The sequence below is a fragment of the Photorhabdus sp. RM322S genome (assembly GCF_042879395.1).
Classification (GTDB): Bacteria; Pseudomonadota; Gammaproteobacteria; order Enterobacterales; family Enterobacteriaceae; genus Photorhabdus; species Photorhabdus khanii.
In genome coordinates, this window is the sequence record NZ_JBHFKW010000064.1 from 1 (window position 1) to 14,414 (window position 14,414).

Here is a 14,414-nt window from a genome sequence, read left to right on the forward strand (position 1 = left end):
TTTCAGACCGGGCTTTTTTGTATCGCGCTGGAGTTGTCCAAATTGGGCTATTACAGAGGCGAGTCTATTTCCATCCCTCGGATACACTGCCCAGCATCCAGTAATCCAATCTTAGGGGATAGACATGCGGACAAAATTACTTGGGGCGCTGATGGTGTTCGGGATTATTACCGGCACTGCTCATGCGTCATCGAAATTGGAAATCACCGATCCCAGAGCGGCAAAGATAGAGGACATCGTGAAGCTGCCCATTAAGGGGGTCCGGGCTGTCCAGAGTGACGGACAGATCATGTTCCTCTCCGAAAATGGGCGCTTTGTCATTTCAGGACAAATCTACGATTTGTGGAGCAAGAAGCCACTCAACACGATGTCCCAGATGCGTGATGTGGCAGAGCGTATCCACTTCAAGAGCATGGGCATGGACGTGGACACGCTGAATACCGTCTCAATGGGGCATGGCGACAAAGAGGTCGTGGTATTTGTCGATCCTCGCTGCTCTGTGTGCCATCAGGTGATGAACGATGCTAAGTCATTAGTCGATGAGTACACCTTCAAATTCGTCGTGATTCCCGCCCTGGGAGCTGAATCTAACCGTCTTGCCAAGGACTTGTACTGCGCGAAAGACAAGACCCATGCGCTCGACGCACTCATGAACAACACCCTGGGCACACTCCCTTCAAAAGAAACCTGCGACCCCGGCCAATACGATCAAACGCTGCTGACAACTCACTTCATTGGGATTGAAGGAGTTCCGTTCGTTGTTGCTCCGGATGGCCGCGTCAGCAAGGGACGTCCAAAGAACCTGAAATCATGGTTGGAGAGTGCTGAATGATTGTAACCATCAAAAAGAAACTCGAAGAAACGTTGATCCCGGAGCACTTGCGAGCTGCCGCAATTATTCCTGTTTTGGCCTATGACGAAGACGATCACGTCTTCCTTATGGATGACCACAGCGCTGGCTTTGGTTTCATGTGTGAGCCCCTGTGTGGTGCTGATGAGAAAGTCCAGGAACGAATGAATGGCTTCCTGAATCAGGAGTTTCCGTCGAAGAGCTCGCTCCAGTTTGTTCTGTTCCGTTCCCCGGACATCAACCAGGAGATGTACCGGATGATGGGGTTGCGTGATGGCTTCCGTCACGAGCTCCTGACATCTGTTATCAAGGAACGAATTAACTTCCTCCAGCACCACACGACAGACCGCATATTTGCCAAGACCAACAAAGGCATCTACGACAACGGTCTGATCCAGGACCTAAAGCTGTTCGTTACGTGCAAAGTGCCTATCAATGGCAACACCCCGACTGAAAGCGAACTCCAGCAGCTCGCCCAGCTCCGCACGAAGGTTGAGTCGTCGCTTCAAACCGTTGGCCTGCGCCCTCTAACGATGACGGCGGTGAACTACATCCGGATCATGAGCACAATCCTGAATTGGGGTACGGATGCGTCGTGGAGACATGACGCTGTTGACTGGGAAATGGATAAGCCCATCTGCGAGCAAATCTTCGATTACGGTACCGATGTGGAAGTCAGTAAGAACGGCATCAGGCTGGGTGATTACCACGCGAAAGTAATGTCCGCGAAAAAACTGCCTGATGTTTTCTACTTCGGTGATGCGTTGACCTATGCAGGGGATCTCAGCGGCGGTAACTCCAGCATCAAAGAAAACTACATGGTCGTGACCAATGTGTTTTTCCCCGAGGCCGAAAGTACGAAAAAAACTCTGGTGCGCAAGCGCCAATTCACTGTAAACCAAGCCTACGGACCGATGCTCAAATTCGTGCCGGTGCTGGCGGACAAAAAAGAGAGTTTCGACACTCTCTATGAGTCCATGAAAGAAGGGGCCAAACCCGTCAAGATCACCTACTCGGTGGTTTTGTTTGCTCCAACCAAAGAACGGGTTGAATCGGCGGCGATGGCCGCACGAAATATCTGGCGTGAATCTCGGTTCGAGCTGATGGAGGATAAGTTCGTCGCGCTGCCGATGTTCCTCAACTGCCTACCATTCTGTACCGACCGCGATGCCGTGCGAGACCTATTCCGCTACAAGACTATGACAACCGAGCAGGCTGCCGTTGTGCTGCCGGTGTTCGGGGAGTGGAAGGGGACCGGGACCTACCATGCTGCGCTGATTTCGCGCAACGGCCAGCTCATGAGTTTGTCTCTTCACGACAGTAATACGAACAAGAACCTGGTGATTGCAGCCGAATCCGGCTCGGGTAAATCGTTCCTTACCAACGAACTGATTTTCTCCTACCTGTCCGAAGGTGCTCAGGTCTGGGTTATTGACGCCGGTAAGTCCTACCAGAAGCTGTCGGAAATGCTTAATGGTGACTTTATTCACTTTGAAGAAGGGACGCACGTCTGTCTTAACCCGTTCGAGCTCATACAGAACTATAAAGACGAAGAGGACGCGATTGTCAGCCTCGTTTGTGCCATGGCCTCGGCCAAAGGCCTGCTGGATGAGTGGCAGATCTCCGCGTTGAAACAAGTCCTTTCTCGCCTGTGGGAAGAGAAAGGTAAAGAGATGAAGGTTGACGACATTGCTGAACGCTGTCTGGAAGAAGAAAACGACCAGCGCCTCAAAGATATTGGTCAGCAGCTCTACGCCTTTACGTCGAAGGGGAGCTACGGGAAATACTTTTCTCGCAAGAACAACGTCAGTTTCCAGAACCGGTTCACTGTATTGGAGCTCGATGAGCTGCAAGGGCGTAAACACCTGCGTCAGGTTGTGCTGCTCCAGCTCATCTACCAGATCCAACAGGAAGTGTTCCTGGGCGAACGTAACCGCAAGAAAGTCGTCATCGTGGATGAGGCATGGGACCTGCTCAAAGAGGGTGAGGTCTCGGTGTTCATGGAACACGCCTACCGGAAATTCCGTAAGTACGGCGGTTCAGTTGTTATTGCCACCCAATCTATCAATGACCTCTATGAAAACGCGGTTGGCCGCGCTATCGCAGAGAACTCGGCCAGCATGTACCTGCTCGGTCAAACCGAAGAAACCGTGGAATCTGTTAAACGCAGCGGTCGTCTGACCCTTTCCGAAGGTGGGTTCCACACCCTCAAAACGGTACACACCATTCAAGGCGTGTACTCAGAAATCTTTATCAAATCGAAAAGTGGTATGGGCGTTGGCCGCTTGATAGTGGGCGACTTCCAGAAGCTGCTGTATTCGACTGATCCGGTGGACGTTAACGCCATCGACCAGTTTGTGAAACAAGGTATGAGCATCCCTGAGGCTATCAAATCCGTGATGCGAAGCCGTCAGCAGGCTGCATAACCAGGGAGGCTGTAATGGACATTAAATCAATCGCAATCGCTGCCGTCCTGGGTGTCGCTGGTGGCTTTGGCGGTAGCTACTACGTGATGAACGAACAAACGGCAAGCATCCATGAGCGCTTGAATCAAACCCCGCCTGTGGTCGTGGTCGATTTCGCCAAAGTGGTGTCAGCGTATCCGGCAGGAGCCTCTCCGGAGGAAGTAGAAAAGCTGATGGTCAAGACCAATAACGCCATCTTGAAGTTGAAAAATGCAGGGTATTTGGTTCTTGACGCCAGTGCTGTGGTCGGTGCGCCAAGTGACGTGTATCTCCCAGAGGAGGTACTGAAATGAGATTTTCACTCAAGAAGTATTTCGTCAAAAAGGAATCCTGGAAGCGTTTCGGGGTTAAGGCCTGTGTCACGTTACTGGTTCTATGGGCTGCTGGTGTGGCCTTTGTCAGCCGCTACCGTATTGGTATTGATCCCCAACAGGAGAAGTGCCTACCGGGTTACACCTTCTTCCTCATCGACCTGAAAGACCAGTCGCTGGAGAGAGGAGCGGTTTACGCCTTCCACGCCAAGAACATGCAGCCTTTCTACAAGGACGGGACTCGCATGGTCAAAATCCTAACCGGGATGCCGGGGGATAAAGTAGAGATCAATGATGAGTGGAAGATCACCGTCAACGGTAATGTCGTCGGAGAAGGGCTCCAGCTCGCAGGGAAACTGCATCTGCCAGAGAGCCATTTCTACGGCAAGGCTACGTTGAAAGATGACAACTACTGGTTTATGGGCAAAAGCCCATTCAGCTTCGACTCACGCTACTGGGGGACTGTGAAAAATGATCAGATCATTGGCCGCGCATATCCCCTGTTTTAAGACCGTTCTGACTATATTGATGCTTTCTGTGGCAGGTGTGGTTTTCGCTCAAGAATCCCCGCTCACTGAGCAGGACAGGGTGCTTATTGAGCAAGGTAAGCAGATTGCTCAAATGGCTCAGAAGATGGAGATGCCTTCTCTGTTGCAGAACCAGCACATGGATGAGGCTCAGATCGAAGCCAAGGCGTTTTTCAAGCAGCTCCAGTCTACCAACTCAACGCTAAAGGACATGCATCGCAAGCAGACTGAGAAGGGTATCTACACAGCTCATCAGATACTGGTTTTTGCATCCATCTCTCTTGGCGAACAGGGATTAGATGATGTCCTAAGTGCGGTATCAGGTCAGCCTGACGCTGTGATTGTGTTCCGTGGTATTCCGGAAGGGATGAACTTGGGACAGGGGGTTAAAGCTATCCAGGCGCTGGCGGCCAAGAAAGACCCTGTGCCGAACATCATAATCAACCCCACGTTGTTCAAAACGTACAAAATCACAGCCGTTCCCACGATTGTGATGCTGGAAGATGAGCCGCTGCCTGGTGAGCAACCAAATGTGGTCGCTCAGGTATCCGGTTTGTCCGATCCGATATGGCTCGCTCGGGAAGTCGATAACGGTGAGAAGGGTGATCTCGGCGTCAAGGGGCCGGTAGAGAATATTGGCGAACCTGACCTTATTGATGTTTCCAAGAAACGCCTTGCCAATATCGACTGGGAAGAGAAGAAGAAACAGGCAGTAGAGCGCTTCTGGACCAAACAGAACTTCAATGAGCTGCCCAGAGCGTCTAAAACTCGAACCAGAGAGATTGACCCCAGCGTCATGATCACCAGTGACATCAGCACTCCGGATGGCACTGTGTTCGCTCATGCCGGGAATGTGATCAACCCGTTGTGCGACCCGAAAGAAGTCTGCAAGCTAGGAACTCGGCCATTCACCCAGGCCGTGGTGGTTTTCGACCCATTAGACAAAAAGCAAATGGAGCTGCTTGCCAAGAAACTGCCTGAAATCAAGCAGGAGCCCGGAGTGCAGCGGATCACCTACATCGCTACTGCGTTCGATAAGGACAAAGGCTGGGACTCCTACAAGAATGTCACCGACAACTTTGACGCGCCGGTATATCTATTAACTCCAGATCTGATTGCTCGATTCGAGCTGGAGCACACTCCAAGCGTAATTACCTCCAGAGGCAAGAAGTTCGTCGTCCGCGAGCTTGCTGAGGAGGGCGATGAATGATTTTTGCCCCGGCTTTCAAACCAATTAAAAACGTCGGCACTGGTTCGTTTGTCGCTGCTGAGGTATTGGCTCGCTGGTACGACGAAGGCCGGGTTCTTACGCCATCCAGTCTGTCATCTCCACCTCATTGGGGGCTGGTGGACATGGAAGTGGCAAGGTTCATCCAGAACAAACTACATCAATGCTTAGATTTATATCCGACGCTTTTTCTGAACGTTTCTGAGCATACCTTGCGCTCAGACGTCATTTTTAAAGCATGGACAAGGGTTATTCGTGCCATAGCCCAAAATCACTCAGACCGGTTTGTGATTGAGATTACTGAGGGCATACAGGATGCCTCTCTCGCATTGAGATGGAACGCTCTGGTCGAAACAAGGGTCGAGCTGGCGCTGGATGACTATGGAGACAAGAACCCTTCTCTGGAGCGCCTGAGCCGTTATGACTGGCGCTATTACAAGTTTGACGCGAGAAGGCTCCGCTCTTTCGAAGACTACCCAGCCATTGTCCATTGCCGACGGAAAGGTATCCAGTTAATTGCTGAACAAGTGGAAACCTTTCCCCTAGGAGAGAGCACCAAATTACTTGGATTGTCATGGCAGCAAGGTTTCTATCACGGAAAGCCTGCTGTTATGGATAAACATTTGAATAACGTAAAGGCCCTACCATGATACAAAAAATCCTACGGATCATAACCGTAAGCACGGTCTTTTGGGTTAGTTCGGTACCGGCTGATCCTGGATGCCAGAATGCAGAAGTTATCGGCGGCAAACTGATCACAGACATTTGCTGGAGTTGCATTTTCCCTATCAAAGTAGCAGGAGTTCCTATAAGTGGCGGTGGAGGATCATTTCCGAGCGAAGCCGTCAGCAACCCACTGTGCATGTGCGAGGATAATCTCGGCGTTCCTCGGCCAGGTGTTACCACTTCAATGTGGGAGCCAGCCCGGCTCGTTGAATTTCAGCGAGTGCCTGGTTGCTCATCTGTCTTGAATGGTGTCAGGTTCCCGTTTGACCGGACTAACCAAGGACATCACGGCATGGGCGACATGGACGGTGGTGATGGTTCTTTCATGCACTACCATTATTATGCTTTTCCTCTACTGGTGATGCTCGATCTGTTTATCAAGCAGACCTGTAACGCCGACGGATACATGGATCTTGATATCATGTATATGTCAGAACTTGATCCTACCTGGAATAATGATGAGCTTGCGTTTTTCACCAATCCAGAGGCCGCTGCGGTAGCGAATCCGATAGCTGCCGCAGCGTGTACTGCGGATGCCGTTTCATCAACCGCAGGTAAACCTCTCAAGCAGCTTTTCTGGTGCGCGGGTTCATGGGGCACTCTGTATCCGTTCAGCGGCAATCAGAATGGAGGAAAAGGGGTTCTCCGTGACAGTAGCCTGCTTAGTACGCGAGTTTTAGCTGCACTTCATCGGCGGGGATTAGCGTGGAAAACAATGGGCACCGAAGCGATGTGTAGGGGAGTAATTAGCCCGACACTGCCTAAGACTCAGTACAAATTCACGTTGTTGCATCCGGTTCCAGAAACAAATTCTTCTCATGTTATTGGAGAATCCATTTTGACTTGGGGCTTATCCCGAACAATACCCGCTATCGGTCAGGATCCGATTTATACCATCTGGAGATGGAACGATTGCTGCAATAATTAGCGGACATGCAGGGGCAGACGCAAGTCCGGCTGACCACCGTGGGTCTTCGGTATTCTGGCGTGGCGCGAAATTTCGTATTATCACGGCATGCAATACAGGCTAGGTAAACTGGCAGAGTGGTACCGCATCGGTCGCGGTATCGGGGGATACAGTGATAGTGCAGCAACAACCGGATGGGATAAGATTCATCGGCGCCGATGAGACAGCTTGACCAATCGCTTGACAGTCAATTGCCTCCAAATATGCTTTTGAACGGCTTTATGCCGAATGGGGTAATTTTTATCGTTACAAGAGCTGGGCACGGGAGTTTTATGTGAGCACTGAGATCCGTACGTACCGTTATGTAAGAGGGATGAGGCAACACTGCCTCACCCTGCATGATATGTGTTACTGGCGGATAAGCCGTCCTGTCAGGGACGTAATTTCATAATTGCTTCTGAACGGGTTGATATTCAGTAAGCGTACGGGGAGCCCCACCTTGCCGCTCTAGCTTTAACTGTCTAACCCATCTCCCCATGGCGGATTCAATCACGCTGTAGTTTTGGTCAAGCACCAGCTGGGCGGATTCCAATTTAAATTCGGGGCTGAAATGTCTTTTCATCATGTCACCTGTTTAATGATTTAAGTAAGAGTATCACTTCTATTAGAGTGACCAAAATCATTGAACCACATCATATGAACATAGATTCACTGTTACTTTCTTTCAACTCTATTCCAATCCGTTAACCGTTTTAAAATCCGGAGGATGGGGGGAGGAAGTGATCCCGCCTCCTATTTACTCGATTTAAATTTATGGAATACGGATATCATGGTTCTTAATCAAACTGACTTTAAGTGTTTTAACCACCCTGACTAAGTTCTGCTTCTAGCTCCTCAATACTTGGTAAGCTGGATTTCAAATCTTCTGGTAATGCGCGGGTTAGTTCGTAATCCGAAACACCAATTGGCTTTTGAATACCGCGTAAAGCGTATTCAGCCAGTATCCGGTCTTTAGTCTGACACAGAATTAAACCTATGGTTGGTTGATCGGTAGCATGTCGCAATTTTTCGTCGACTACAGAGCAATAGAAATTCATCTTACCTGCGTACTCAGGCTTGAATTCTCCTCGCTTCAATTCAATTACAACGAAAGCCCTTAAAGTCAGATGATAAAAAAGCAGATCAATGTAGTACTCTTGGTCGCTTACAGTAATGGGATATTGCCGTCCCACAAAGGCAAAACCTTCACCAAGCTCCAGCAAGAATTTCTCAAGGTGCTTGAGTAACTCCATTTCCAGTTCCCGTTCCTTAAAGGGGTCAGCCAAAGTAAGGAAATCGAAAATATAGGGATCTTTCAGGGTTTGTTGTACCAACTCAGACTGAAATACGGGCAACCGATTCTTAAAGTTACTAATAGCTGAACCTTGTCTGGCATAGGTATTGTTTTTGATCATTTGCATCAGGGAATCACGACTCCATCCCTGTATCTGGGCCTGTTCTGCATACCAGAATCGTTCAGTTTGATCTCTTATCCGCTCAATCAGTAGAATGTTGTGACCCCACGGCAATTGTGCCACAACCTGTGGCACAATTGCCGATATAGATTTTTCGGAAGAATTAATGTTGCTTTGTTGTTCCATCTCTGGAGGGAAAGCATACTCTCTGTAGAAACGTAGCATACGCTTCAGGTTCCGTTCTGAAAAACCTTTGACTTCGGGTAATTCATTGGCGATATCCCGCGCCAACTTCGGGATAATTCCTGCCCCCCATCCCTGCTGTTTCTGACGTTCATGAAGCATACGACCGATGTCCCAGTACATCTGAATCAGTTCAGCATTGACGGACCGAGCGGCTCTAAACTGACCACTACGGATTCGTTTTTTGACATCGGCGAGTAACGAGGTGTATATCTGTAGTTCTGAAGTCATATTACCTTGCTTCTTTGAATATGTTGTAAACAGTGGGGTGATCAATACCAAGTTGTCGTTCAGCTTGAACCATAGCTGGCTTATGCGGGTAACAAAATACCTATTAATAGCATATGGCTAAAACTCACTCTTAAATCGATTTATAGAGTATTTGTCTATTTGTTTTTACAAATTAATAGACAGTTTAAACGGAGCATTTTATGACGTCCACAGGCTTACAATTATTAGCAGTGCAAACGGGTCTAAATTATACTGACCTAAAACCCATCGTTAGGACTTTTAGCCTATAGCCATTATCCCTCGGATTTCTGACGCTTGGTTTTCACACTGATTTTAATTGTTTTATTATTTTTCAGCAGGTTAAGTGGATATTTTCATCCTGGGGTGGGCGCAAAAACGTTCTGGGAAACGCTTTGCCATTTTTTCATGCCACATCACTGACTGATAGGACAGTAAAACGGATAGTTTGGCCATGTTGTAAGTAAAAGAACCGTGAAAGTAAAACTCGTAATTATATCTTTTTTCACATAAGTAAATTAGTTACAACATACCATTTAGATTAAACCTTCAATACGTATCTGACGACGGTGTAATAAGTTGATCAGTGATTGCTGTGGGCAACGAGGAAACCGCAACATTCAGGCGATTTTCCTCCGCAATAAATACGTGACTGAACATATCCTGTAGTATTTGGTAAGACGGAATCATCAACCTTTGATGCCCAAAGTACGCCAGCAGTTGACGAAATGCATTGTGCCCTTTGGGATAGTAACGCAACAAATAGGCGAGATGAGATTTGATTTCAGCCGTATATTGAGGAGATCAGTTTCGGTAACCAAAGAGCAAGAGTATCGCCAATAGAAATGGCTAAGGCCGTTAAGCCATTGGAATGGTATAACTTTATGTTATAAAAAGTTATTATTGGTTAATTAGGCGGCATTAAGCCGCCTGGCCACTAATTATTCCCCATAAACAGCCGCATAAAGCGCATTTAGGCCAAGGGCGGGAGAGTGTATTGGCTAATGTTGATGAGCTTAATCCCGATTCACGGGATAATGCAGCGAGAGTTGTACCACGTTTGCGTAATGCACAAATAATTTCGGCTGGGTGCCAGTCTTTTTGAGTGTGAGTCATACCTGCTTCCCCTTCTGTTAATTATTGATGGTGGCGATTCAAAACAGGGTTCGCAGTACCGGAGTTCTCAACCGGCGAGACGTGAGTCTCCCCTGCCTGAACCGCCAAAGAGGCTCAGGCATTCGGGCAAAACCTATCAAATTCGTTCAAATCGAGTTCAGGGACAGTGCAAAACGGCACCATCTCAATGCCAACTTTGAAGAACGGCCAATTTCAGATGAATGGTGGGAGTCAAATCAACATTAATGATCTGTTCCCTGGGACAAGTGGCAGTAACAACAAACCTGATAGCTACTATTTCCCTGATGCCAACAAGCCCAATGTGGGTGAGTTACAGGGCATCTACGATTCTGGTGATAATATGGATAGAGTGGGTAATAGTGCGAAAGGGTCTCTTTGGAGTGATGCCAATAGCACCAACCCCTCTATTTCGGGAGCAGCCTATAAGATTCTCTTGGATGCGTCCAATCGCTCACGACCTGATTTCAGCAATGATCCGGTATTGAACCTTAGCAAGAAGACCTATGAGGATATGGACCTCATCGCTAAGGGATTCGGGGATTGTTCGGCTGAGACAAAGATAAAACAAAATACTATTAATACCCATATTCCAGAGTATGAACGTTGTGAGCGTGTTGTTGATCAAAGCGCTGATTGTGAGGTCGTCCACGACTACGACGCATCGGTGGTGAAACACTACGATGGCCCCTACAACCTCAAATCCTGTGGCGAGGGGTGTACCGAATTATGGATTGGACGGGTTGGTGATAACTACTGGAGTGGCAACTGCAAAATCTACGAGGAGTTCACGCGGGTTCAGGTCAGTAACCCTGAAGCCATCGTTTCCGCAACACTTGAATACGCCAAGTGGGATGACTACATGCAGGTCTGGATCGGTAAATCTGGGCAGGAAAGAAAGGCATGGTCTGGTCCGAATGAGAATTTTCCCCCGGAAACTGCCGGTCAGTGTGAGCTGGCAACGAGCTGGGAGACGAACCCCAATGTTGATGTCACCCCATTCTTCAAGAGTGTTAAAGACGGCGATGTCGTAACTTTCAAGATCCGGGTTTCTGTAACAGGTAAAGGTGAGGGCTATGGCCGCATCAAGATCAATTACGACCCTGCAAAAGTTATTACCAAAGATGAATGGTCTCCACAAAGCTGTGTGGGGTCGGCAAAGGGGGTTATTGACGGGTTTGCCGATGGGGAAATCACTTGCATTGACGATCCTACCGATTCCACTGGCTGTACTGTTATCAACGGTATTAAGGTCTGTGAATCGCAACTCAAAGACTCGCCACTACCGAACATTCCCAAGCTCTGTAAAAAAGTTCGAGTCAAGTCAGATTACGACTTCTACAAGGGGCAGATGGATTGTTGGACTGATCCCCAAGGGGAGGTTCATTGCCCGGTGAACCTTGGGGGAAAACTGAATAGCTGCACCAAATATGAGAATAACCCACAGTGCGGTTTTATCAGCTCGAAGTGTGTTGATGGCGCACAGGGAACTTCTGGGGCCTGTTATGTGCATGAAGACACCTATGACTGTGGAACAGACGTATCGGTTCCGACGCTGGAGAAAGAAACCGAGTATCAGTGCGGAGGTCCCATCCGGTGTATGGGCGATGACTGTCTTGACGTGACAAAAACTCAAAGCACGGATTTCGCTCGTGCCACGGCATTACTAAATGCAGCACAGTTCATGACGCAGGATATGAGTTGCACTGGACAAGATGGCAATAAAAATCCAACAGGCGATGAGAACGTTATTTGTTCTGCATTTGCCGGGGAAGTCGGCGAGTGCAAAATTGCTGTTGGCGGTGTATCTGATTGTTGTGAGAAACCGTCCAACATCTCTCTTGCTGATTACTTAAACCTTATAATGGCAGTTCCTAAACTGGACGGTGCGGTTATGGGGCTGACAGATGGCAATGCCCTTAAAGGAGCTTATCAAGTCCTCCGAGAGCCAGTTTTGGAAGGATGGACAGAAATTACCAAGCCATTCACAAGTTACATCGAGAACGTATCGGGTGCTGTAGATTCCTTTTTTCAACCTGTAGAGCAATTTGTTGACCAGCTCATAGAACAACTTAAAGAGCGGGTTAAACAAGTGATGATGGATGTTATGAAGACCGCAGGTCAAGATGCAGCAACAGAACAGGCCGCTGTTGCCGCATCAGAAAAGGCTGCTGAAGCAATGATGGAGACGGCGATGACGTGGCTGAGTACCGCTATGACAATTTACACCATCTATGTGGTCTCAATGGTGATGATTCAGATGATTTATAAATGCGAAGAAGAAGAGTTCACCATGAACGCTAAAAGAGCGCTCAAAAATTGCACCTATGTAGGTTCGTATTGTAAATCTAAGGTACTGGGTGCTTGCATTGAAAAGAGAGAGGTCTATTGCTGTTTCAACTCTCCGCTGTCTCGCATTATTCAGGAGCAAGTCCGTCCTCAACTGGGTCAAAACTTTGGAGACCCGAAAAATCCTCGATGTGAAGGTATTCCACTGGATAAAATTGCTGAGATTGATTGGAGCAAAATTAATTTGGATGAGTGGCTTGGGATATTGCAGCAGAATGGTAAATTCCCAGATCCAAACTCAATAAATCTCGATTCTCTGACAGGCGCAGGGAACGATTTCAATATTGACGGGACGCGGAAGAATGCTCAGGAAAGGGCGCTAGAGCGTTTAGAGGGGATTGATATTGATGCGAAGCGAAAAGAGGCAACCAATAGTATAGACCCTAAAACAGGTGCGCCGACGAGCGGCGGTGGATAAAAAAGGGGCCACTCGGCTAATGCCGATCAGTTAAGGATCAGTTGACCGATCCAGTGGTTATGTAAGAATCCGTAACTTATAACGATTACGGATTTTTTTATGCTACTCAGCCAAGCTCTTGAGACTATCCATAACTATACACCGGAAGAATTTTCTGCTCTTTCCGACCTTCTTTCACCTGAGATTATTGACGAATGCCTAGTCGATACTGGCGTTGCAACTGTTCGTAAACGCAGGCTTCCGATGGAAATGATGGTCTGGGCGATGACTGGAATGGCCTTGTTTCGCTCTCTGTCCATGAATCAGATTGTCTCTCATCTGGATATACTTCTTCCCGGCAAGCGTCCTTTTGTTGTTCCCAGTGCCGTGGTTCAGGCTCGTCAGCGGCTCGGCGCTGATGTCATAAAACAAGCCGACTCTGGTTTGAAAAAACACCCCTATCTCACTGGAATGGACTCACATTGATGGCATTGGACGGAACACTTTGGCGTACACCAGATACACCAGAAAATGATGCTGCTTTTGGTCGGACAGCGAATGCACATTCATCTTCTGAATGGCCGCAGCTTCGGATGGTCTGCCAAATGGAGGTGACAAGCCATTTACTGGCTGGTGCTGCCTTCGGCAGTGTATCTGCTATCAGCGAGGTTGACCTTGCAGCTCGTCTGGCCAATCAAACATCTGAGCATACGCTAACTATTATGGATAAAGGATTTTATGCGCTTGGACTTCTGCATCACTGGCAGTCATCGGGTACAGAAAAACACGGGATGTTACCACTGAGAAAAGGCGCGCAATACAAGGTGGTACGTAAACTAGGTAAAAACGATGAACTCGTTGAACTGACATTATCACCTCAAGCGAGAAAAAAATGGGCAAATGCCCCAGCCACGCTGACAGCGAGACTACTGTGTAAGACAATCAAAAATAAAATAGTTTATATACTAACATCAATGACAGATCCGCAGAAATACCCGAAAGCTGACATTGCAGAGCTGTATGGATATCGTTGGGAAATTGAACACGGGTTCAGGGAAATGAAGCAACATAGGCTGAAAAACGAGCTGACTCTGAGAAGTAAAAAACCGGAGCTTATCGAGCAGGAGTTGTGGGGTGTTGTACTGGCGTACAATTTGCTGCGTTTTATGATGACTCAGATGGCGTATAGCCAGAAAGGAACAGAACCTTACCAAATAGGGTTTAAGCAGGCTTGCCTCTATCTTACAGGTCAGTTGAGCCTATTACCCCGAGTCTCTCCTGGAAAAATACCTCAGTTTATGTCTCAGTTGCTTGATATGTCTAAAAGCTTTGTGCTGCCAGTAAGAAGGGAAAGGCATTACCCACGGGCAGTGAAAAAAAAGCCGCAACGATATCCGTTACGGCATTCATAATTATCTTAACTGACAAGCATTAGGCCACTCGGCCCCTTTTTTATGTCGATTGATTACGCTTCTGGGTAAACAAATAGCTCTGCCTTGCCTTGCTCCAGAAGGTAAGGGAATGCAACTTTGTCGCCGTTCTCCAGTTCCACGGATTTCGGGGCAAGGTAGAGG

At 48.1% G+C, this 14,414-nt stretch carries 8 protein-coding genes and 4 pseudogenes; 9 read left to right on the forward strand and 3 right to left on the reverse strand.

The features are described from left to right. Positions 1–124: 124 nt before the first annotated feature. The 7 genes from ACGF63_RS21425 to ACGF63_RS21455 are packed head-to-tail and all read left to right on the forward strand — an operon-like array spanning position 125 to position 7,035. Positions 125–832, forward strand: coding sequence for a DsbC family protein (locus ACGF63_RS21425; protein ID WP_387633077.1), 708 nt, complete (start codon positions 125–127; stop codon positions 830–832). Then, entirely contained in the window at positions 829–3,276 is a 2,448-nt protein-coding gene (gene traC / locus ACGF63_RS21430) for a type IV secretion system protein TraC (protein WP_387633079.1), read from the forward strand. Before ACGF63_RS21425 ends, traC begins: the two co-directional genes overlap by 4 nt. A gap of 14 nt (positions 3,277–3,290) precedes the next feature. Beyond that, a complete protein-coding gene (locus ACGF63_RS21435) occupies positions 3,291–3,608 on the forward strand; it encodes a hypothetical protein (protein ID WP_387633081.1) in 318 nt (105 codons plus the stop codon). Next, the gene (locus tag ACGF63_RS21440; RefSeq protein ID WP_387633083.1) at positions 3,605–4,135 is read left to right on the forward strand and encodes a S26 family signal peptidase; all 531 of its coding nucleotides are present in this window, start codon (positions 3,605–3,607) and stop codon (positions 4,133–4,135) included. Before ACGF63_RS21435 ends, ACGF63_RS21440 begins: the two co-directional genes overlap by 4 nt. Next, entirely contained in the window at positions 4,098–5,363 is a 1,266-nt protein-coding gene (locus ACGF63_RS21445; RefSeq protein ID WP_387633085.1) for a TrbC family F-type conjugative pilus assembly protein, read from the forward strand. Before ACGF63_RS21440 ends, ACGF63_RS21445 begins: the two co-directional genes overlap by 38 nt. Next, positions 5,360–6,031, forward strand: coding sequence for an EAL domain-containing protein (locus ACGF63_RS21450; RefSeq protein ID WP_387633086.1), 672 nt, complete (start codon positions 5,360–5,362; stop codon positions 6,029–6,031). Before ACGF63_RS21445 ends, ACGF63_RS21450 begins: the two co-directional genes overlap by 4 nt. After that, entirely contained in the window at positions 6,028–7,035 is a 1,008-nt protein-coding gene (locus ACGF63_RS21455) for a TraU family protein (RefSeq protein WP_387633088.1), read from the forward strand. The genes ACGF63_RS21450 and ACGF63_RS21455 overlap by 4 nt, the downstream gene beginning before the upstream one ends. 463 nt (positions 7,036–7,498) lie before the next feature. Here ACGF63_RS21455 and ACGF63_RS21460 read toward each other — a convergent pair. From ACGF63_RS21460 to ACGF63_RS21470, 3 genes and pseudogenes are all read right to left on the reverse strand, one after another. Further along, positions 7,499–7,639: pseudogene (locus ACGF63_RS21460) on the reverse strand (IS3 family transposase); the annotation flags it as partial. A 235-nt stretch (positions 7,640–7,874) separates the two neighbouring features. Next, positions 7,875–8,942 carry a YhcG family protein gene (locus ACGF63_RS21465; RefSeq protein WP_387633089.1) on the reverse strand — a complete coding sequence of 356 codons (1,068 nt, stop codon included), beginning with the start codon at positions 8,940–8,942 and terminating at the stop codon, positions 7,875–7,877. A 990-nt stretch (positions 8,943–9,932) separates the two neighbouring features. Then, positions 9,933–10,076, reverse strand: a pseudogene (locus ACGF63_RS21470) (helix-turn-helix domain-containing protein); the annotation flags it as partial. A gap of 106 nt (positions 10,077–10,182) precedes the next feature. Between ACGF63_RS21470 and traN the strand changes: the two are divergent. Next, positions 10,183–12,861 (forward strand): annotated as a pseudogene (gene traN, locus ACGF63_RS21475) (conjugal transfer mating pair stabilization protein TraN); the annotation flags it as partial. A 99-nt stretch (positions 12,862–12,960) separates the two neighbouring features. Then, a pseudogene (locus ACGF63_RS21480) lies at positions 12,961–14,252 on the forward strand (IS4 family transposase). Positions 14,253–14,414 lie beyond the last annotated feature (162 nt).